The 19,788-nt window shown below is 71.0% G+C and carries 18 protein-coding genes; 9 read left to right on the top strand and 9 right to left on the bottom strand.

The window, feature by feature from the left end; translation table 11 throughout:
* Positions 1-29: 29 nt before the first annotated feature.
* Complete coding sequence (locus AAHF99_RS23715; protein ID WP_342166861.1) at positions 30-425, bottom strand: hypothetical protein; 396 nt, start codon at positions 423-425, stop codon at positions 30-32.
* Positions 426-582: 157 nt separating this feature from the next.
* Here AAHF99_RS23715 and AAHF99_RS23720 point away from each other — a divergent pair, with 157 nt between their 5' ends.
* The gene (locus AAHF99_RS23720; protein WP_342166862.1) at positions 583-1,767 is read left to right on the top strand and encodes an MFS transporter; all 1,185 of its coding nucleotides are present in this window, start codon (positions 583-585) and stop codon (positions 1,765-1,767) included.
* A 12-nt stretch (positions 1,768-1,779) separates the two neighbouring features.
* On the opposite strand, the gene AAHF99_RS23725 is transcribed toward AAHF99_RS23720, so the two are convergent.
* A complete protein-coding gene (locus tag AAHF99_RS23725) occupies positions 1,780-2,055 on the bottom strand; it encodes a YiaA/YiaB family inner membrane protein (protein WP_243953429.1) in 276 nt (91 codons plus the stop codon).
* Positions 2,056-2,095: 40 nt separating this feature from the next.
* Complete coding sequence (locus AAHF99_RS23730; RefSeq protein WP_342166863.1) at positions 2,096-2,773, bottom strand: PspA/IM30 family protein; 678 nt, start codon at positions 2,771-2,773, stop codon at positions 2,096-2,098.
* 125 nt (positions 2,774-2,898) lie between these two features.
* Between AAHF99_RS23730 and AAHF99_RS23735 the strand changes: the two genes are divergently transcribed.
* On the top strand, positions 2,899-3,510 hold the full coding sequence (locus AAHF99_RS23735; RefSeq protein ID WP_342166864.1) for a TetR/AcrR family transcriptional regulator: 612 nt from the start codon (positions 2,899-2,901) through the stop codon (positions 3,508-3,510).
* A 135-nt stretch (positions 3,511-3,645) separates the two neighbouring features.
* On the top strand, positions 3,646-4,485 hold the full coding sequence (locus AAHF99_RS23740; protein ID WP_342166865.1) for a bifunctional allantoicase/(S)-ureidoglycine aminohydrolase: 840 nt from the start codon (positions 3,646-3,648) through the stop codon (positions 4,483-4,485).
* 6 nt (positions 4,486-4,491) lie between these two features.
* Here the strand turns inward: AAHF99_RS23740 and AAHF99_RS23745 are convergent, their stop codons facing one another.
* Complete coding sequence (locus AAHF99_RS23745) at positions 4,492-5,910, bottom strand: M20 family metallopeptidase (protein ID WP_342166866.1); 1,419 nt, start codon at positions 5,908-5,910, stop codon at positions 4,492-4,494.
* A 138-nt stretch (positions 5,911-6,048) separates the two neighbouring features.
* Between AAHF99_RS23745 and AAHF99_RS23750 the strand changes: the two genes are divergently transcribed.
* The 6 genes from AAHF99_RS23750 (at position 6,049) to AAHF99_RS23775 (ending at position 14,042) form a co-directional block, all read left to right on the top strand.
* A complete protein-coding gene (locus AAHF99_RS23750) occupies positions 6,049-7,839 on the top strand; it encodes a peptide ABC transporter substrate-binding protein (protein ID WP_342166867.1) in 1,791 nt (596 codons plus the stop codon).
* A 15-nt stretch (positions 7,840-7,854) separates the two neighbouring features.
* A complete protein-coding gene (locus tag AAHF99_RS23755) occupies positions 7,855-8,814 on the top strand; it encodes an ABC transporter permease (RefSeq protein ID WP_342166868.1) in 960 nt (319 codons plus the stop codon).
* Positions 8,780-9,706 (top strand): ABC transporter permease, encoded by a 927-nt coding sequence (locus AAHF99_RS23760; protein WP_243953436.1) that lies wholly within the window; start codon positions 8,780-8,782, stop codon positions 9,704-9,706. The genes AAHF99_RS23755 and AAHF99_RS23760 overlap by 35 nt, the downstream gene beginning before the upstream one ends.
* Positions 9,678-11,567 (top strand): ABC transporter ATP-binding protein, encoded by a 1,890-nt coding sequence (locus AAHF99_RS23765; protein ID WP_342166869.1) that lies wholly within the window; start codon positions 9,678-9,680, stop codon positions 11,565-11,567. Before AAHF99_RS23760 ends, AAHF99_RS23765 begins: the two co-directional genes overlap by 29 nt.
* Before the next feature lie 172 nt (positions 11,568-11,739).
* Positions 11,740-12,864, top strand: coding sequence for an NHL repeat-containing protein (locus AAHF99_RS23770; protein ID WP_342166870.1), 1,125 nt, complete (start codon positions 11,740-11,742; stop codon positions 12,862-12,864).
* Complete coding sequence (locus AAHF99_RS23775) at positions 12,864-14,042, top strand: amidohydrolase family protein (RefSeq protein WP_412759940.1); 1,179 nt, start codon at positions 12,864-12,866, stop codon at positions 14,040-14,042. Before AAHF99_RS23770 ends, AAHF99_RS23775 begins: the two co-directional genes overlap by 1 nt.
* Before the next feature lie 17 nt (positions 14,043-14,059).
* Here AAHF99_RS23775 and AAHF99_RS23780 read toward each other — a convergent pair whose 3' ends face one another.
* The 5 genes from AAHF99_RS23780 to guaD form a co-directional block, all read right to left on the bottom strand.
* The gene (locus AAHF99_RS23780; protein ID WP_342166872.1) at positions 14,060-15,805 is read right to left on the bottom strand and encodes an ABC transporter ATP-binding protein; all 1,746 of its coding nucleotides are present in this window, start codon (positions 15,803-15,805) and stop codon (positions 14,060-14,062) included.
* Positions 15,799-16,503: a siderophore-iron reductase FhuF gene (fhuF, locus tag AAHF99_RS23785; protein ID WP_342166873.1), complete on the bottom strand. Its 705-nt coding sequence runs from the start codon at positions 16,501-16,503 to the stop codon at positions 15,799-15,801. Before fhuF ends, AAHF99_RS23780 begins: the two co-directional genes overlap by 7 nt.
* A complete protein-coding gene (locus AAHF99_RS23790) occupies positions 16,500-17,747 on the bottom strand; it encodes an MFS transporter (protein ID WP_342166874.1) in 1,248 nt (415 codons plus the stop codon). The genes fhuF and AAHF99_RS23790 overlap by 4 nt, the downstream gene beginning before the upstream one ends.
* Before the next feature lie 137 nt (positions 17,748-17,884).
* The gene (locus AAHF99_RS23795) at positions 17,885-18,127 is read right to left on the bottom strand and encodes a hypothetical protein (protein ID WP_342166875.1); all 243 of its coding nucleotides are present in this window, start codon (positions 18,125-18,127) and stop codon (positions 17,885-17,887) included.
* 48 nt (positions 18,128-18,175) lie between these two features.
* Complete coding sequence (guaD, locus tag AAHF99_RS23800) at positions 18,176-19,546, bottom strand: guanine deaminase (RefSeq protein ID WP_342166876.1); 1,371 nt, start codon at positions 19,544-19,546, stop codon at positions 18,176-18,178.
* Between the last annotated feature and the right edge of the window lie 242 nt (positions 19,547-19,788).

Genomic DNA, 19,788 nt, shown 5'->3' on the forward strand with positions numbered 1-19,788 from the left:
TGCCGGCGCAAGCGCCGGCGGCATCGGGTTCAGGCTCGGGGGGGCTCGGGTAACGGTGGCCCGTGCAGGCTGACGAAGGAATCCGGCTCCGGCCAGAGCACGCTCGTCCGCGTCGCCGCCGGCACCGGGACGCGCAGGGCGGCCGGCAGCAGGGAGGCCATGCTGGCGAGGCACAGGGCCATCAGCGGGCAGCCCTTGCCGCAATCCGGCTTCGCGGCCTCGGCCTTCGGGCAGCAGGGCATGTCGTCCATGTCCATGCCGGCCATGTCCATATCGGACATGTCGGAGGCCATGGCCCCGTCGTGGCTCGACGCCATCGGAGCGTGCATCCCCGCGGTGGCCGCAGGGGCGGCCACCGGCGTCAGGGCGAGGCTGAGGACCGCGAGGAGCGGCAACAGTCGCCGGAGGGCGAGCCGGAGGGTCACGCGCCAAGGATGCCAAATTCCGGGGCCGCACGGAAGTCCTCCCGCGCGATCGTGTCGCCCGCCGGCCCCGCGTGGTACAGGCACGACGTCACGCTCACGGTCCCCCCGATGCCACGGCCCCCGCTTCGCGCCCGCCCGCGCCGTCCCGTCACGCCGCGTGGCCCCCGGTAGCCCGCCCCCGCCCGAGGCCCGCCGCTGGCCGGTGATCTCCGCCCTCGGCATCGTGGAGATCCTCGCCTGGGGCTCCTCGTTCTACCTGCCGGCGGTGCTCGCCGCCCCGATCGCCGGGGACACCGGGTGGCCCCTGGCCTGGGTGGTCGGCGGCCTCGCCCTCGGCCTGCTCGCCGCCGCTTTCGCCTCGCCCCATGTCGGGGTGGCGATCCACCGCCACGGGGGCCGCCCGGTGCTGGCGGCGGCGGCACTGCTCCTGGCGGCCGGGCTCATCACCCTGGCCCTGGCGCCGGCCCTGCCGGTCTACCTCGCCGGCTGGCTACTCCTCGGCCTCGGCATGGGATGCGGCCTGTACGATCCGGCCTTCGCCACCCTGGGACGCCTCTACGGTGCGCAGGCGAGGCCGGCGATCACCACCCTGACCCTGTGGGGCGGGTTCGCGAGCACCGTGTGCTGGCCGCTCTCGGCGTTCCTCGTCGCCCAGGTCGGCTGGCGCGGCACCTGCCTCGCCTATGCCGGGCTGCATCTCGGGATCACCCTGCCGCTGGTGCTCTGGCTCATCCCGAAAGCCCCCGCGCTGCCGGCGGCGGGGGCGCTTCGGACAGCGGGCACCGGCCCGCTCTCCGCCTCGGAATGGCGGGCCTTCCTGCTCTTCGCCGGGGTGCTGATCCTCGGCGGCGCGATCATGTCGCTGGTGTCGGTGCATCTGCTGACGCTGCTGCAGGCGCGGGGCGTGGCCCTGGCCTCGGCCGTCTCCTACGGGGCGCTGATCGGCCCGGCGCAGGTGGGCGCGCGCATCGTGGAGATGTCCTTCAAGGGGCGGCATCACCCGCTTTGGACCCTGACGGCGGCCCTGGCTCTCGTCGCCCTCGGCCTGATGCTGCTCGCCCTCGGCCTGCCCGGCGTCGGGGTCTGGCTGGTGCTCTACGGTGGCGGCAACGGGATCTATTCCATCGCGCGGGGGACGGTGCCCCTCGCGCTGTTCGGCCCCGCGCGCTACCCGCTCGTGGTCGGCCGCCTCGCCCGGCCGGGGCTGGTGGCGCAGGCGCTAGCCCCGCCGGCCGGGGCCTTCGTGCTGACACAGGCCGGCCCCGATGCCCTGTGGTGGCTCCTGCTCGCCCTGAGCCTCGCCAACCTCGCCTGCGTCGGCGCGCTGTGGCGGGTCCGGTAGCCCGGCCCCGCCTCACACGCGGCCGGGGATCGCCTCGCGCAGGGTGCGCTCGGTCTCGGCGTTCTCGATGCGGTTGATCAGGCGGTTGGTCTCGTGCTCGTCGCGCAGGGTCTTGGCCAGGGTGAAGGCCGAACTCAGCGACAGCAGCGCCGCCATGGCGAGATAGCCCTTCGTCCAGGTGTCGATGTTGGCGAAGAAGACGCCGATGCCGAGCATGGCGACGGCGAGGCCGAAGCTGACGAAGGTAAAGGCCTTCCAGGCGGGGGTGTGGGGCATCTGGGGGGTCATGGGCGTGGTCCTTTTGGGGAATTACGAAGAGGGGGCGGGGTCAGGCGGCCTTGGCGCGGATGCGCCCGAGGATCGCGGCGGGATCGGTGCGGATCTTCCCGTAGCCGGCCGCGTCGAGGCGTTCCTCGATGGCGTGCGGGGCGCCGTCGAGGGCGGCGAGCGCGGTGTCGATGTCGGCTTCGGCGGCTTGGCGTCCGCGCAGCTGCACCAGCGTTGCCTCCGCGTCCTGCAGGGCGCCCGAGGCGTGGGCGATGCCGCGCCGGCCGTTGGCCCCCGCCCGGCGGACGGCCTCCGTGGCGCGGGCCGCCTGAAGCCCGCGATCCAGGTCGCGCAGGCGGCGTTCACCGTCCTCCACGAGGCGGCGCAGGCGGGCCACGTCCGCCGCGAACCCGTCCAGCGCCGCGCGCCGGTCGGCGACCTCGTCCTCCAGGGCCGCGATGCGGATCGCGGCCTGCGTCGCGAGGTCCTCGCGCCCATCGGCCAACGCCTTGGCGGCGGAGTCCTCCAGCGCGGCGGCGCGCTCGGTCAGGGCCTCCACCGCACGGGTCTCGCCCGCTTGGTGGGCCATGGCGATGGCCAGCTCGCGCCGCGCCACCGCCAGCGCCCCGGCCGCGTCCCGGATCTGCTGCCGCAGCAGGACGACGGCGTTGGCGTCGTGGATAGCCTGGGCTTGGTCGGCGACCGTGCCGCGCAGAAGGTCGCTCAGGGTCTTCAACATGTGACACCCCTTTCGAGGGAACGGCCGGCCCGCCTCGCGAGCTATCTTGAACGCCGTTCACGAAATGAGATATACCCGTCCCGAATTCCAATGCAAGGCCTTTCGTGAACGACGTTCCAAAAAAATTGGGCCGACCGTCCAAATCCGACCTGACGCGGGCCGAGGAGCGGTTCGCCCTTGCGCGGATCGCCCTCGAACTGATCGAGCAGGGCGGGCTGGAGGCCCTGACCGCGCGGGCCGTCGCCGAGCGCGCGGGCATGTCGGTGGGGGCCGTCTACAAGGCGTTCGGCGATCTGGAGGCGCTGCGGCTCGAAGCCAACGCGATCACTATGCGCGACATGCGGCGGGTGCTCGAAGCCTCTCTGGACCGCAGCGCCGGCGCCCCGGCGACGGAGCGGCTGCTCGCCCTGGCGGACGCCTATGCCGGGTTCGCGCGGCTGCGCCGCAAGGCCTGGACCGCCATGCTCGCCCCCCGCGTCTCGGACACGCCGCCGGAGATGGCGGGCGAGATCGCGGCCCTGTTCGGGCTGATCGGCAGCGTGCTCACGGAGACCGGCCGCATTCCGGAGGCCGAGATCCCCATCGCGGTGAAGGCGCTCTGGGCGAGCGTCCACGGCATGGTGCATCTCGGGGAGACGAACGGGCTCGGCCCGATCTCCCCCGACGACGTGCCGCGCATGACGCGCCTGCTCGTGACGGCGGCGTTACGTGGCCTCGTGGGCGAGCCACCCCCCTGATCCATACCGCGCTCGTCTGGACGGCAATGTAATAGATATTTGACGTCTCGTTGGCGCGGCGGGAGTGTGACGGGGCCATGATCGGCCATGGCGTGGCGACGGTGGCGACCGCCGTCCCCGAACCGGGAGACATTCATGACCGCGCCGTCCTACAACCCCGCCTGCGGCGGCCTCCCGCCGCAAACGGCTCTGATGACCGGCCGGGCCGTCTTCACCGAAGCCTATGCCGTGCTGCCCCACGGGGTGATGAGCGACATCGTCACGAGCCTCCTGCCGGGCTGGGAGCGAAGCCGGGCCTGGATCCTCGCGCGGCCCCTGTCGGGCTTCGCGGAGACCTTCGCGCAATACCTGATGGAGGTCGCCCCCGGCGGCGGCAGCGACCAGCCCGAGCCGGACCCGCAGGCTCAAGGCGTCCTCTTCGTGGTGGAGGGCCAGGCCCGCCTCACCCTCGACGGCGGCACCCACGCCCTGCGGCCGGGCAGCTACGCCTATCTGGCCCCCGGCGCCGCGTGGTCGCTGCGCAACGAGGCCGGCGAGAGCGTGCGCTTCCATTGGGTGCGCAAGGCGTTCGAGCCGGTGCAGGGCCTCGACCGGCCGACCTCCTTCGTGACGCATGAATCCGCCGTGGAGCCCGCGAGCATGCCCGGCACCGACGGCGCCTGGGCGACGACGCGGTTCGTCTCCCCCGACGATCTGCGCCACGACATGCACGTGAACATCGTGTCGATGCGGCCGGGGGCCTCGATCCCCTTCGAGGAGACCCATGTGATGGAGCACGGGTTGTTCGTGCTCGAAGGCAAGGCGGTCTACCGGCTCAACCGCGACTGGGTCGAGGTCGAGGCCGGGGACTTCATGTGGCTGCGCGCCTTCTGCCCGCAGGCCTGCTACGCGGGCGGGCCCGGCCCCTTCCGCTACCTCCTGTACAAGGACGTGAACCGGCACGCGGCGCTCAGCCCGCGCCGGTCCGTCCTCTGAGCCGGGTCAGGCCAGCGACATCCGCAGCGGCGGCTCGACCTCCGGGGGCAGGGGGCTGACATAGCCCTCCGCGCCCCGGCGGCGGACGAGGTCCTGCCGGGCGGCCTCGCGCAGGCCCGCATCGGTGAGGGCGAGGGCGCCGGTGGCGGCCATCGCCTTGGCCACCTGCACCATCGCCTTGTGGGCCGCCGGGCTCTTCCCCTGCGCCACCACCTGCCAGGTGTGGAACGGCGTGCCCACCGCCACGGTCGGGGCATGGGCCTGCACCGTGGGCACGACCCAGCTCACGTCGCCCACGTCCGTGGAGCCAACCGCCGGCTTCCGCGGCGCGTCGAGGGGCACGAGGAAATCGGCGAGCGGTGCCTCGGTGCGCGGCATTCCGATGGCGCGGAACACGGCATCGATGTCGCCCTCGCCGAGGGTTCCCCGGATCGCCTGCGCGAAGGCGCGGTCGGCCTCGTCGAAATGCGGCGGGCCGAGATCTTCCATCACCCCGTGGAGCGCCTGTTCAAGGGGCGTGTTGCCGAGGAGGTTCGAGACCGCGCTGACGATCCGCACCTCGACGCTGGTCTCGGTCATCAGCGCGGCGCCCTGCGCGATCTTCTTCACCCGCTCCACCAAAGCGAGCATGCCGGGCAGGTCGCCGGCACGGATCGAGTAGCGCACCCGGGCGCTCGCCTGGACGACGTTCGGGGCGATGCCGCCCGCGTCGAGATAGGCGTAATGCACCCGCGCATCGGAGGGCATGTGCTCGCGCATGTAGTTCACGCCGACGCTCATCAGCTCGACCGCATCCAGCGCCGAGCGGCCGAGATGCGGGGCCGCCGCCGCGTGGGCGGTGCGCCCGGTGAAGACGAAGTCGGCGCGGGTGTTGGCGAGCGCCACCGGGGGCGCCACCTCCCAGAAGCTCGCCGGATGCCAGGAGATCGCGATGTCGGCGTCGGCGAAGGCGCCCGCCCGCACCATGAAGGCCTTCGCGGCGCCGCCTTCCTCGGCCGGGCAGCCGTAATAGCGCACGCGGCCCGGCATCCCGGTCTCTTCCAGCCAGTCCTTCACCGCCGTGGCGGCCAGCAGCGCCGCCGAGCCGAGGAGGTTGTGGCCGCAGCCATGCCCGTGGCCGCCGGCCTCGACCGGGCGATGCTCGGCGAGGCCCGCCTCCTGCGACAGGCCCGGCAGGGCGTCGTACTCGCCCAGGAAGGCGATGACCGGGCCGCCTTCCCCCGCCTCTCCCATCACGGCGGTGGGGATGCCCGCCACCTGCTCGGTGATCCGGAAGCCCTGGTGCCGCAGCTCCGCGACATGCTCGGCGCAGGAGCGCGCCTCCGTGTAGCAGACCTCCGGCATGGCCCAGACGCGGTCGGACAGGGCGATCAGCCGGTCCTTCCGGGCGTCGACGTGGCGCCACACGGCGTTGCGGTTGTCCATTCCATCCTCTCGGAGCCAAGCAAAGCACGGGAAAAATACATGCTCAGGTGGAAGCGTCACTGGCGCAACCCTTGCCAAGGGCGCCATGGGAATGATGCTGTGCGCGCAGCGCCGACATTTGGAAACAGGCTGAGCTTCATGGACGAGCGGGATCTGCACGACCTCATCGGACGGGTTCGGTCCGGTGGCCTCTCGCGGCGCGCCTTCGTGCACCGCATGGTGGCCGTGGGCCTCACCGCGCCGATGGCCGGGCTGATGCTGGCCGGGAACGGCGTGGCGATGGCGAGCGACCTTCGCGCCGGCTACAAGCCGACCAAGGCGGGCGGCGGCGGCGCCCTGCGGCTGCTGTGGTGGCAGGCGCCGACGCTCATCAACCCGCATTTCGCCATCGGCACCAAGGACCAGGAGGCCTGCCGCATCTTCTACGAGCCCCTGGCGGCCTGGGATGCGGACGGCAACCTCGCGACGGTGCTCGCCGCCGAGATCCCCTCGAAGGAGAATGGCGGCCTCGCGGCCGACGGGCGCTCCGTGGTCTGGACGATCAAGCCGGGCGTGACGTGGCACGACGGCAAGCCGCTCACCGCCGACGACCTCGTCTTCACCTGGGAATACGCCCGCGACCCCGCCACGGCGGCGGTGACGATCGGCTCCTACAAGGATTGCAAGGTCGAGAAGATCGACGACCTGCGCGTCCGCATCCTGTTCGACAAGCCGACGCCCTATTGGAGCGACGCCTTCGTGGGCAACGTCGGCGCGATCCTGCCCAAGCACATCTTCGCCGCCTATACCGGCGCCAAATCCCGCGAGGCGCCGCAGAACCTCGCCCCCGTGGGCACCGGCCCGTACACGTTCGTGGAGTTCCGCCCCGGCGACATCGTGCGCGGCGCGCGCAACCCGAACTATCACCTGCCGAACCGGCCGTATTTCGACACGATCGAGATGAAGGGCGGCGGCGACGCCGTCTCGGCGGCCCGCGCCGTGATCCAGACCGGCGAATACGATTACGCCTGGAATCTGCTGGTCGAGGACGAGGTGCTGAAGCGCCTGGAGACGGGGGGCAAGGGAAGGGTGGACGTCGTCTACGGCGGCAAGCTCGAATTCGTGCTCCTCAACGCCACCGATCCGACCGTCGAGGTCGATGGCGAGCGCTCCTCCCTCAAGACCAAGCACCCCGCCTTCTCCGATCCGAAGGTCGTCCAGGCCCTCAACCTCCTCCTCGATCGCAAGTCGATCCAGGATTACATCTACGGCCGCACCGGCCGGGCCACCGCCAACTCGGTGAACGGGCCGGAGCGCTTCGTCTCGAAGAGCACGCGCTACGCGTTCGACCCGGCCAAGGCCAACGCGCTGCTCGACGAAGCCGGCTGGACGAAGGGCTCGGACGGCATCCGCGCCAAGGACGGCAAGCGGCTCAAGCTGCTGTTCCAGACCTCGATCAACGCCCCCCGCCAGAAGACGCAGGCGATCATCAAGCAGGCTGCCGCCAAGGCGGGCATCGAGGTCGAGCTGAAGTCGATCACCGGCTCGGTGTTCTTCTCCTCCGATCCCGCCAACCCGGACACGTTCCCGCATTTCTACGCGGACATGGAGATGTACGCGTTCAGCATGTCCCAGGCGGACCCGGCGACGTGGCTCCTGCAATACGTCTCGTGGGAGGCCGCCACGAAGGAGAACAAGTGGCAGGGCCGGAACATCTCCCGATGGCGCAACGCGGAGTACGACGCCGCCTACAACGCGGCCCAGTCTGAGCTCGACCCGGTCAAGCGCGCCGCCCTGCTCATCAAGGCCAACGATCTCGCGGTGTCCGGCAACGTCCTGCCGCTCATCCACCGGGCGGAGGTCTCGGGGGTCAGCAACACCCTCGTGGCGCCCCGCAGCGGCTGGGACAACGACCTGTCCTTCCTGCCCGAATGGAGCCGGCAGACCTGAGCGGGTCCGCGCGCCATGGGCGCCTACATCCTGCGAAGGCTGCTCATCGCGATCCCGAGCCTCCTCGGGATCAGCCTGATCCTGTTCGTCGTCCTCGCGCTCGCGCCGGGCGACCCGTTCGGCGAACTCGCCTCGAACCCCAACGTGCCGCCCGAGGTGAGGGCGGCGCTGCGGCTGAAATTCGGCCTCGATGACCCGATCCTGACCCGCTACCTGCGCTGGCTGGTGGCGATGCTGCACGGCGATTGGGGCTTCTCCTTCGCAAGCCGCGTCAACGTCGACCAGCTGATCCTGCAGCGGCTGCCCACGACCCTGTTCGTGGTCGGCTCCTCGCAGGTCCTGGCGCTGCTCGTCGCGGTGCCGGTGGGGCTCTACGCGGCGCGTCGGCCCTATTCCCTGGCGGATCAGGTCGCCAACACGCTGGCCTTCGTCGGCTTCTCCCTGCCGACCTTCTTCACCGGCCTGCTGTTCATCCTGCTGTTCTCGATCAAGCTGAACTGGCTGCCCTTCGTCTATCAGGCGGATCTGCCGGGATCCGGGCTCGCCTGGGTCTGGGCGAACGTCCGGCAGGCGATCATGCCGGTGGCGGTGCTGGGCTTCTTCCAGGCGGCCTCCTACACCCGGTACGTCCGCGCCTCGGCGCTGGACGTGGCCCGGCTCGACTACGTCACCACCGCCCGGGCCAAGGGCCTGACCGAGGCCACGGTGACGCGCCGCCACGTCGCCCGCAACGCGCTGATCCCGGTGGTGACGCTGGTCGCCCTCCAGATCCCGGCGGTGTTCGGCGGGGCCATCGTCACCGAGCAAATCTTCCGCATCCCCGGCATCGGCTCCCTGCTGATCGACGCGATGCTCGCCAACGACACGCCGGTGGTGATGGCCGTGACCTTCGTGTTCGCCGGCCTCGTCATCCTGTTCAACCTCGTCGCGGACCTGCTCTATGGCTGGCTCGACCCTCGCATCGCCCTCCATTGAGGCGGTGGCCTCGGCCCCGGCCTCGCCGGGGCGGGAGACGTGGCGCCGCTTCCGGCGGCACCGGCTGGCGCTCGCCAGCGTCGGCGTGCTGGCGGTGCTGGTGGCGGGCGTCCTCGTCGGCGGCCTGCTCTGGCCGGTCGCCATCGACGACATCGACTTCTCGGCGCAGCTCCAGGGCCCGTCCTGGGCGCACCCGTTCGGCACCGACGACCTCGGCCAGGACCTGCTGGCCCGGATGATCTATGGCGGGCGGATCTCGCTGGCGGTGGGCTTCGCCGCCATGGCGGTGGCGAGCGTGATCGGCGTCCTCGTCGGGTCGCTGGCGGGCATGTCGCGCCGCCTCCTCGATCCGGTGCTGATGTGGCTGACCGACCTGTTCCTGTCGCTGCCGCAACTGCCGCTGCTGCTGCTCGTGATCTACCTGTTCCGCGACAGCCTGAAGGCCGTGTTCGGCGCGCAGGGCGGCGTGTTCCTGATGATCGTCGCCGTGATCGGCGGCCTGCGCTGGATGCCCGTCGCCCGCCTGGTGCGGGCGCAGTTCCTGACGCTCCGCGAGAAGGAGTTCGTGGAGGCCGCCCGCTCGCAGGGGGCGACGACGTGGCGCCTCGTGCGCCGCCACATCCTGCCCAACGCGCTGGGGCCGGTGATCGTGGCGGCCTCCATCGAGGTCTCCTCGGCGATCATCGCGGAATCGACGCTCTCGTTCCTCGGCCTCGGCTTCCCGCCGGACATCCCCACCTGGGGCCGGCTGCTGTTCGACGCCAAGGACCATCTCGACGTCGCCCCGCATTGGGCGCTGTTCCCCGGCGGGGCGATCTTCCTCACCGTGCTCTCGATCAACTTCATCGGCGACGGCCTGCGCGATGCGCTCGACCCGCGCCGGGTGCTGTAGGAGCCGCCCCGTGACGGATCCGATCCTCTCGGTCACCGACCTCACCGTCTCCTTCCGCTCGGACGGGCGGTGGCGCGAGGTGGTGCACGGCGTCTCCTTCGACATCGGCCCCCGGGAGACCGTGGCGCTGGTGGGCGAATCCGGCTCCGGCAAGAGCGTCAGCGCCCTGTCGGTCCTGCGCCTCCTGCCCCGGGACGCGAGCCGCATCGGCGGCAGCGTGCGCTTCCAGGGGCGCGAGTTGCTGACCGCCTCCGAGGGCGAGATGCGGGCGGTGCGCGGCGATTCCATCGCCATGATCTTCCAGGAGCCGATGACCTCCCTGAACCCGGTCCTGACGGTCGGCTTCCAGATCGCGGAGGCGCTGATCCGGCACCGGGGCCTGTCGCGGGCCGCCGCCGAGGCCGAGGTGCTGCGCCTCCTCGACAAGGTGCGCATCCCGGCGGCGCGCTCGCGCCTGCACGATTACCCGCACCGCTTCTCCGGCGGGATGCGCCAGCGGGTGATGATCGCCATGGCGCTCGCCTGCCGGCCGAAGCTCCTCATCGCCGACGAGCCGACCACGGCCCTCGACGTGACGATCCAGGCCCAGATCCTCGACCTCATCAAGAGCCTGCAGGACGACGAGGGCATGTCGGTCCTGTTCATCACCCACGACATGGGCGTGGTGGCCGAGATCGCCGACCGCACGGTGGTGATGTATCGGGGCAGGGGGGTCGAGACCGGGCCGACCGCGCGGATCTTCGCCGAACCCGCCGAGCCCTATACCCGCGCCCTGCTCGCCTCCGTCCCCCGCCTCGGCGCCATGGCGGGGCGGACCCGGCCGATGCGCTTCCCCGTCATCGACCGGACGACCGGCGTGGCCGAGCCGACGCCGGAGACCCCCGACACCGTGAAGGCGGCGGAGCGCCCGGTCCTGGAGGTGCGCGACCTGACCACCCGGTTCGACATCCGCTCCGGCCTGCTCGGGCGGGTGACGGGCCGGGTCCACGCGGTGGAGCGGGTCTCGTTCAGCCTCGCGGCGGGGGAGACCCTGGCGCTCGTGGGCGAATCCGGCTGCGGCAAGTCCACCACCGGCCGCTCGATCCTGCGGCTGGTCGAGCCCCTGTCCGGTTCCGTCCTCCTCGACGGGGAGGACATCGCCGCCCTCGACGCCAAGACCCTGCGCAACCGCCGCCAGCGGATGCAGATGATCTTCCAGGATCCGTTCGCGAGCCTCGATCCGCGCCTCAGCGTCGGCGCGGCGGTGGCGGAGCCGCTGCTCATCAATCGCCTCGCCACCCCCCGGGAGGCGAAGGCGCGGGCGGAGGATCTGCTGAGCCGGGTCGGGCTCGCCCCGGAGACGGCCGGGCGCTTCCCGCACGAATTCTCCGGCGGCCAGCGCCAGCGCATCTGCATCGCGCGGGCGCTCGCCCTGCGCCCCCGGCTGATCGTCGCCGACGAGGCGGTCTCGGCCCTCGACGTCTCGGTGAAGGCGCAGGTGGTGAACCTGATGCTCGACCTCCAGGCCGAGATGGGGCTCGCCTACCTGTTCATCTCGCACGACATGGCCGTGGTGGAGCGGGTAAGCCACCGCGTCGCCGTGATGTATCTCGGCGAGATCGTAGAGATCGGCCCGCGCGAGGCGGTGTTCGGCAACCCGCAGCACCCCTACACGAAGAAGCTCCTCGCCGCCGTCCCGGTCCCCGATCCGGCACGCCGCCGGGCGCGGCACGCCCTGCCGGACAGCGAGATCCGCAGCCCGATCCGCCCCCCGGATTACGAGCCGCCCGCGCGGCTCTACCGGGAGGTCTCCCCCGGCCACAGCGTGCAGGACTGGGGCGAGGAGTGGACCGAGCCCGCGCCGACGGCCGCCGTCGCCTGATCGGCAAAGCCGCAAGGTCAGGCAAGGAACGATCCAGCTTCTACTAAAGAGACATTTCGCGGAAAACGTAGCTCAAAGGTTCCGCGGCGCCCCGTGCTTCGGTGGACGCCGCGCGCGCCAAGTCGTCTCCTCCGATGACTACGACAAGAATAAACACATCGGGAGGATTTGCATGCTGAAGCGTGTGGCGGTCGCCGTTCTATTGGGTCTCATGGCTCCCGCGATGGCGGAAGAACCCCTGCGCTTCGAGGTCGATCCGGGATGGCCGAAACGCCTGCCCCACGATTGGATCATGGGGCAGGCGGCGGGCGTCGCGGTCGATGCCCAGGACAATGTCTGGGTGATCCAGCGTCCACTTACCCTCACCGACGACGAGAAGGCCGCGAGCCTCGATCCGCAGCGCACCCGCTGCTGCAAGCCCGCCCCGCCGGTCCTCGTGTTCGATCAGGCCGGCACGCTCATCAAGTCCTGGGGCGGCCCCGGCGAGGGCTATCAATGGCCCCAGAACGAGCACGGCATCCATATCGACCCGAAGGGTTTCGTCTGGCTCGCGGGCAACGGCGACACCGACGGCCAGATCCTGAAGTTCACGCAGGACGGCCAATTCGTCCTCCAGATCGGCAAGCAGGGTCCGCAGACCGACAGCCAGGACACGACCCGCCTCGGCAAGCCGGCGGCGATGATGGTCGATCCCGAGACGAACGAACTCTACGTGGCCGATGGCTACTACAACCACCGCATCATCGTGTTCGACGCCGAGACCGGCGCGTTCAAGCGGATGTGGGGCGCCTACGGCAAGCCGCCGACCGACGAGAAGCTCGGCGCCTACGATCCGGCGGCCGAGCCCACCGCGCAGTTCCGCAACCCGGTCCATTGCGTGCAGATCGCCCGCGACGGGCTGGTCTATGTCTGCGACCGCACGAACAACCGCATCCAGGTGTTCCACAAGGACGGCAGCTTCGTGAAGGAGATGTTCGTCGAGAAGAACACCCGCGCCAACGGGTCGGTGTGGGAACTCGCCCTGTGGCCGGACGAGCGCCAGAGCTACCTGCTGAACGCGGACGGAGCCAACAACGAGGTCCGCACCCTCAGCCGCGAGAACGGCGAAATCCTCGGTCGGTTCGGGCGCAACGGCCGGATGGCGGGGGACTTCCACTGGGTCCACAACCTCGCCATCGACTCGAAGGGCAACGTCTTCACGACGGAGGTCGACACCGGCAAGCGCGCCCAGAAGTTCCTGTTCCGGGGCGACATGGTCCTGCGCAAGCGCGCCGCCCTGCAGGAGGGCCCGCGATGATGGCGGGATCGGACGATCCCGTCACGGGTGCCGCCTGCCCCTGCTGCCTGCCCCGGCGGGGCTTCATGCGGGGCCTCGCGGGCCTCGGCGCGGCGGCCCTGACCGCCGCCCCCGCCGCCGCGCGGGCCGAGCCCTCCCGCTACGGCGGGCTCGTGATCGATTGCCACGGGCATTACACCACCGAGCCGCCGGCCATGCTGGCGTGGCGCAAGCGCCAGATCGACGCCCTCAACGATCCCGGGCAAACGCCGTCGCCCTCCGACCTCAAGGTCAGCGACGACGAGGTGCGGGAGAGCGTGCGCGGGCGCCAGCTCAAGCTGCAAGCCGAGCGGGGCATCTCGCTCGCCCTGTTCTCGCCCCGGGCGGGCGGGATGGGCCACCATATCGGCAACGCCCGCACCAGCCTCGACTGGTCGATCGTGTCGAACGACATGATCCACCGGGTCGTGACCCTGAACCCGAAGAATTTCGTGGGCGTCTGCCAGTTGCCGCAGACGCCGGGCGTCTCGCCGCGGAACTGCACGGCCGAGCTGGAGCGCTGCGTCACGGAACTCGGCTTCGTCGGGTGCAACGTGAACCCGGACCCGTCCGGCGGATTCTGGACCGATCCGCCGCTCACGGACCGGTTCTGGTACCCGCTCTGGGAGAAGATGGTCGAACTCGACGTGCCCGGCATGGTCCATGTCAGCGCCTCGGCCAACCGCAACTTCCACGCGACGGGGGCGCATTACATCAACGGCGACACCTCCGCCTTCATGCAGTTCGTGACCGCCGACCTGTTCAAGGACTTCCCGACCCTGCGGCTCGTCATCCCCCATGGCGGCGGGGCGGTGCCCTACCATTGGGGCCGCTACCGGGGCCTCGCGCAGGACCTGAAGCGCCCGCCGCTGTCGGAGCTGATGCGCAACGTCTTCTTCGACACCTGCGTCTACCACCAGCCCGGCATCGACCTGCTGATGAAGGTCGTGCCCCACGAGAACATCCTGTTCGCATCCGAGATGGTGGGGGCGGTGAACGGGATCGATCCCGAGACGGGCCACGCCTACGACGACACCAAGCGCTACGTGGACGCCGCCGCCCTCGCGGACGAGGACCGCGCGCGGATCTACGCGGGCAACACGCTCAAGGTCTATCCGCGCCTCGCGGGTCGTCTCGCGGCGGCGGGTCTGACGCCGTAGTCGCGGCGGGCAGCGGCCTATTCCGCCGCCGCCCGCTCCGCCTCGCCCGCGCTGCCGAACTGGGCGGCGTGCAGGCCGCGATAGGGGCCGTCGCCGGCCAGCAACTCCGTGTGCCGGCCCTGCTCCACCACGCCGCCCTCGCCGAGCACGACGATCCGGTCGGCATCGCGGATGGTGGCGAGGCGGTGGGCGATCACCAGCGTCGTGCGGCCCTGCGCGAGGTCGGCCAGAGCTCGCTGGATCTCCCGCTCGGTCTGCGTGTCGAGCGCCGAGGTCGCCTCGTCGAGGATCAGGATCGGCGGGTTCTTGAGGAACACCCGCGCGATGGCGATCCGCTGCTTCTGGCCGCCCGAGAGCCGCACGCCGCGCTCGCCGACCACCGTGTCGAGCCCTTCGGGCAGGCTGTCGATGAGGGCGCCGAGCCGCGCCCGCCTTGCGGCCTGCACGATCTCGTCCTCGCTGGCGTCGAGGCGGCCATAGGCGATGTTCTCGCGGATCGTGCCGGCGAACAGGAACACGTCCTGCTGCACGATGCCGATCTGGCGCCGCAGGGAGGCGAGGGTGATGTCGCGGATGTCGGTGCCGTCCACGGTGATCCGCCCGGCCTCGACCTCGTAGAAGCGCGGGAGCAAAGCGCAGAGGGTCGTCTTGCCGACGCCGGACGGCCCCACGAAGGCGACCGTCTCGCCGGCCGCGATCCGCAGGTCGAGGCCGGTGAAGACCGGGCGGCCCCGGCCGTAGCCGAAGCCCACCCCCTCGAAGGCGATCTCGCCCCGCAGGCCGGCGGCCTCGACGGCGCCGGGACGGTCGGTGATGTCGGGCTCGGTGGAGAGCAATTCCTGGTAGCGGCGGAAGCCCGCCACGCCCTTCGGGTAGGTCTCGACCACTGCGCCGATCTTCTCGAGCGGCCGGTAGAACACGCCAACGAGCAGGAGGAAGCCGACGAAGCCGCCGGGGCTCAGGTCGCCGCGCACCACGAAGGCCGCGCCGCCGAGCAGCACCGCGATCTGGACGAGGCGCAGGCCGAGATAGTTGATCGACAGGCCCGCCGCCATGAGCCGGTAGGCTTCGAGCTTGGTGTCGCGGTAGCGGGCGTTGTCGAGGGCGAAGAGGGCGCGCTCGTGCGGCTCGTTGGCGAAGGCCTGCACGACGCGCATCCCGCCGACATTCTCCTCGATCCGGGCGTTGAAGGCGCCGACCCGCCCGTATTGCGTCTGCCAGTTGCGGGTCATGCGCCCGCCGTAGCGGAGAGAGACGAAGGCGATGACCGGCAGGATCGCCCCGGTGATGAAGGCCAGCGGCGGGTGGACCCACAGCATCAGCAGGAAGGCGCCGACGAGGGTCATCAGCGCGATGAACAGGTCCTCCGGCCCATGGTGGGCGACCTCGCCGATCTCCTCCAGATCCTTCGTCACGCGGGCCACGAGATGGCCGGTCTTCTGCGTGTCGTAGAAGCGGAAGGAGAGCTTCTGGAGATGATCGAACGCGCGGGCGCGCATCGTCGTCTCGATGTTGATGCCGAGCACGTGGCCCCAATAGGTCACGACCACCATCAGCCCGGCATTGGCCACGTAGACCAGCGCCAGCGCGGCGGCGGCGAGGACGATCAGCCCCCAATCCTGGCGCGGCAGCAGGGTGTCGATGTAGCCCTTCACCGCCACGGGGAAGCCGAGTTCGAGCAGGCCGGAGAGCACGGCGCAGCCGAAATCGACGAGGAACAGCGCCTTGTGCGGCCTGTAATAGGCGAGGAAGGCCTTCAGCATGGGGCGGGACAGCGTTCGAGGGGGCAGCGCGGCCCGCAGGAGGCCACGCCGGGAAGACGGTGGCGCAGGCAGCACGCGCGCCGCCGGCAGCCCGCCGCATCCGGGCACAGGGCCTGCGCGAGGGGAGTCCTAGCGCAGCCCGGTCCCCGGCGCCATCCGAGGCAGGTCGCGACCTCGTCACAGGCGAAGGGCGCGTCCTCCCCGATCTCCCGCGCCACGTAGTCGAGGATCGTCGCGGCGTTGCCCCACAGGACGCGCGGCGCCAGCCCGCAGCGGGCGTGGCACAGCTCGACGAAGGGCCGGAGATGCCCCTCGATCAGCCCGGACAGGCCGGTGGCGGGGCAAGCGGCGCCATCGCCCGCCTGCGCATCGATGAGGAGCCGGGCGGGGCGGCCCTCGGCGTCGAGTTCGAGGCGGGTCGCCTCGAAGGCCAAGGGCAGGGCGCGGCCGCAGCACATCAGCGCGGTGAGGGCGGGCGTGGCGAGGAGGGCGAAGTAGTACTGGCTCCAGAACGAGACGACGGCGCGCCGGTCGGCCTCGCCGAATCCGGCGGCGAAGGGCGCGAGGGCGGCGTCGAACACCGCCTCGTCGCGGAGCGCCGGGAGCGGCAGGGACGCCGCGCCGCCGGGGCCGGCGGAAACGCTGTCCCGGTAGGCCGAGAGCGAGGCGGGCACGCGGGCGAGGACGTCCTCGATCATGGCGACACCGCCTCGTCGTTGCGTAGGGTCCGCCCGACCATCATGGCCAGCCCGGCGACCGCCGCCGCGTAGAGCGGCAGCGCCGCCGCGAAATAGGCCGGCCAGCCGAGCCAGTCCGCCAGCGCCGCCGAGGCCACCCGCACGGGCATCGCCGCGAAGAAGGCCGCGCCGAACAGCAGGGCGTAATCCGTCGCCGGGCGTTTCCCCTGGGCCCAGCGGTAGATCATGTTGAACACCGGCACCCCGAGCAGCCCGCCGAACAGGAAGTTCAGGATCGTCGCCGTGACCGCGAAGGGGGCCGAGCCGGCAGCGCAGGCGAGCGCCATCAGGAGCCCCGACGCCAGGACGCCGGCCGCGCCGACGACGATCAGCCGGACGGTGCCGACCCGCGCGCTCAAGCCCCCGGCGACCAGCGCCATCACGAGGTTGACCGCCGGCAGGACGGTGCCGGTGAGGAGCCCGACTTGGGCGAGGGGCACCTGCAGGTCGAGGAGGGCGAGGGTGTTCGGCCCGGAGAGGAGATAGGCGGCGGCGAAATAGGTGCCGAGCACGAGGATGCGCGGCGCCAGCACGCGCAGCCGCGCGAGGGAGCCCGCGCGCTCCTCCCGCACCGGCTGGCCCCGGCGCAGGGGCCGTTCCGGGTAGGACAGGATCGGCAGGAGCAGGGCGAGGTTGAGCGCGGCGCAGGCGAGCACCGCGACCCGCCAGCCGAGGCTGTCGTAGGACCCGACCAGAACGCCGACGCCGATGACGCCGCCGAGGGAGGCCCCGCAGAGCTTGGCCGAGGCGACGAAGGCCCTTCGCTCCGTACCCACGGTCTCGACCACCAGGGCCTCCAGGGCGATGTCCATGGTGGCGACGCAGGTGCAGGCGGCGATCGCCAGGGCGAGGAGGGCCGGAAGGGGCCAGGTCTCGCCGAGGCTGAGGAGGCCGAGCAGCAGGATCGCAAGGCCCTGCGCGGCGAGGATCCAGCCGGTGCGGTGCGCCAGGACGGGCAGGCGCACCCGGTCGAGGAGGGGGGCCCACAGGAAGGTCAACCCGACCGGCAGGTTAATGACCTGCAACAGCCCGACCTCGGTGAGGTCGACGCCCCGCGCGCGCAGGATGAGCGGCGCCCCGCCCGAGAGGAAACCGAGGGTCGCCCCGAAGCTGACATACAGGCAGAAGAACGGCGCCAGAGGCCGCAGCCTCGCGAGATGTCCGTCCCTCCGCGCAGCGATCGCAGTCCCGGCGGGCCCCGTCACCGCGCCGGCGATCCCGTGTTACGCGCCGCAGCGGGCCCGTAGTTTATAATCACGCTAATGTATTGGTTCGCCTCAGGTTTTGCTGTCTAAGCGCGCCTGAAACGAAGATCAAGGCGGGGGCCTCGCGCCCCCTCCGGTCAGGGATTGACCCGCTTCGGGATCGGCCGTCCGCGACAGGCGGCGCGGTATTGTTGGCGGCGCAGGCCGCGCATGTTGCGCCGGTCGGCCTCCTGCGTGCAGGCGGTCTTCCGGTCGGCCTTGCTCAATTCCCGTGTGGCGGTCGCCGGCACGTCGGTGGGCGTCGGCGCCGTATAGCTCTGCGCGAGCGCCGCCGCCGGCAGCCCGACAATCAGGCACAATCCCAGACACAACCGGCGCATCGTCATCCCTCCAACCACGGTCAAGCTGTAGCAAGCGCCGAGCCAGACTCAGTCGGTCAACGTGGATCGCGGGTAGCGCAGCGGATCGCCCGCGCGGCGGGTGTCGTAGACGCACTCGCCGGCCACCCAGGTGGCGCGCACCGTGCGGTGATCGCCGAGAGTCATCAGCACGAACAGCAGATCCTCGATGCTGCGGCAGGTTTGCGTGCGGAAGCCAAGGAGCGGGGTCGCCGCGAGGTCGAGGACGCAGAGATCCGCCTCGTAGCCGGGGGCGATGCGGCCGATCCGGTCATCGAGGCGCAGGGCCTCCGCGCCGCCGAGCGTGGCGAGCCAGAAGGCGCGCGGCGCGTCGAGCTTGGTGCCCCGCAGCGCGGCGACCTTGTAGGCATCGCTCAGCGTCTTGAGGAGCGACAGCGTGGTGCCGGCCCCGACATCGGAGCCGAGCCCCACCCGCACGGGGCGCTTGGGGTCGAGGGCATCGTAGAGGCGGAACAGGCCACTGCCGAGGAAGCCGTTCGAGGTCGGGCAATGGGCGACCGCCGCGCCCGCCGCGTGGCAGGTGCAGAAATCCTCCTCCGTCACGTGGATCGCGTGACCAAAGACCGAGCGCGGCCCGACGAGCCCCGCCTGGGCGTAGACATCGAGGTAGCTCGCCCGGTCGGGGAACAGGTCCATCACCCAGGCGATCTCGTCCGTGGTCTCGCAGAGATGCGTCTGGAGGAAGAGGCCGTCATGCTCCTTCAGGAGCACTCCGGCCGCGTCGAGCTGGGGCGGCGTGCAGGAGGCGGCGAAGCGCGGCGTCACCGCGTAGAGCTGCCGCCCCCGCCCGTGCCAGCGGGCGATGAGCGCTTGGCTCTCGTCGTAGCCGCGCTGGGCGGTGTCGAGGAGGCCGGCGGGGGCGTTGCGGTCCATCAGGACCTTGCCCGCGATCATGCGGGTGTTGAACCGCTCGGATTCGGCGAAGAACGCCTCCACCGAGCCGGGATGCACCGTGCAATAGACCAGAGCCGTGGTCGTCCCGGCGCCGAGGATCTCGCGGAAGAACAGCTTCGCGACCCGCTCCGCATGGGCCTGGTCGGCGAATTCGAGTTCGGCGGGGAAGGTGTACTTGGTCAGCCACGTCAGCAATTGCTCGCCGTAGGAGGCGATCATCTGCAGTTGCGGGTAATGGACGTGGGTGTCGATCAGCCCCGGCAGGATGAGCGCGTTCTCGTAATGCTCCACCGCGACGCCCGCCGGGACTTGGCCCAGCGTCTCGGCATAGGGGCCGACCGCCGCGATGCGCCCGTCCTCGATCAGGATCAGGGCGTCCTCGAGATGGTCGAGGCAGCCTTCCGCGAGGAACGGGTTGCCGGTCAGGCTCGCCATGCGCCCGCGCAGGGCCCGGCGCCGGGGTGTCGGCTCCACGGGCGCGCTCATGCGGTGACGGAGAGGGCGGCGGGGAGGGCGGTCGTCGGGGAATCCATCGTCGTCACCTGCGCGCATGTCGGGCACGTCGCCCAGCCTCGCCCGTCCCCTCACGCAAGATCCATGCAGGCGATCCCGCGCCATGACGGGTCTATGTCTGGACGGGAAACAGGCATATCGCTCAATGGGATGCCAGATTGTCGCAGTTTTGCAACACGTCCCGCGCCGGTCGGCACACGGCCAAGCCATGGCAT

It is taken from the genome of Methylobacterium litchii, from assembly GCF_038442315.1.
GTDB lineage: Bacteria > Pseudomonadota > Alphaproteobacteria > Rhizobiales > Beijerinckiaceae > Methylobacterium > Methylobacterium litchii.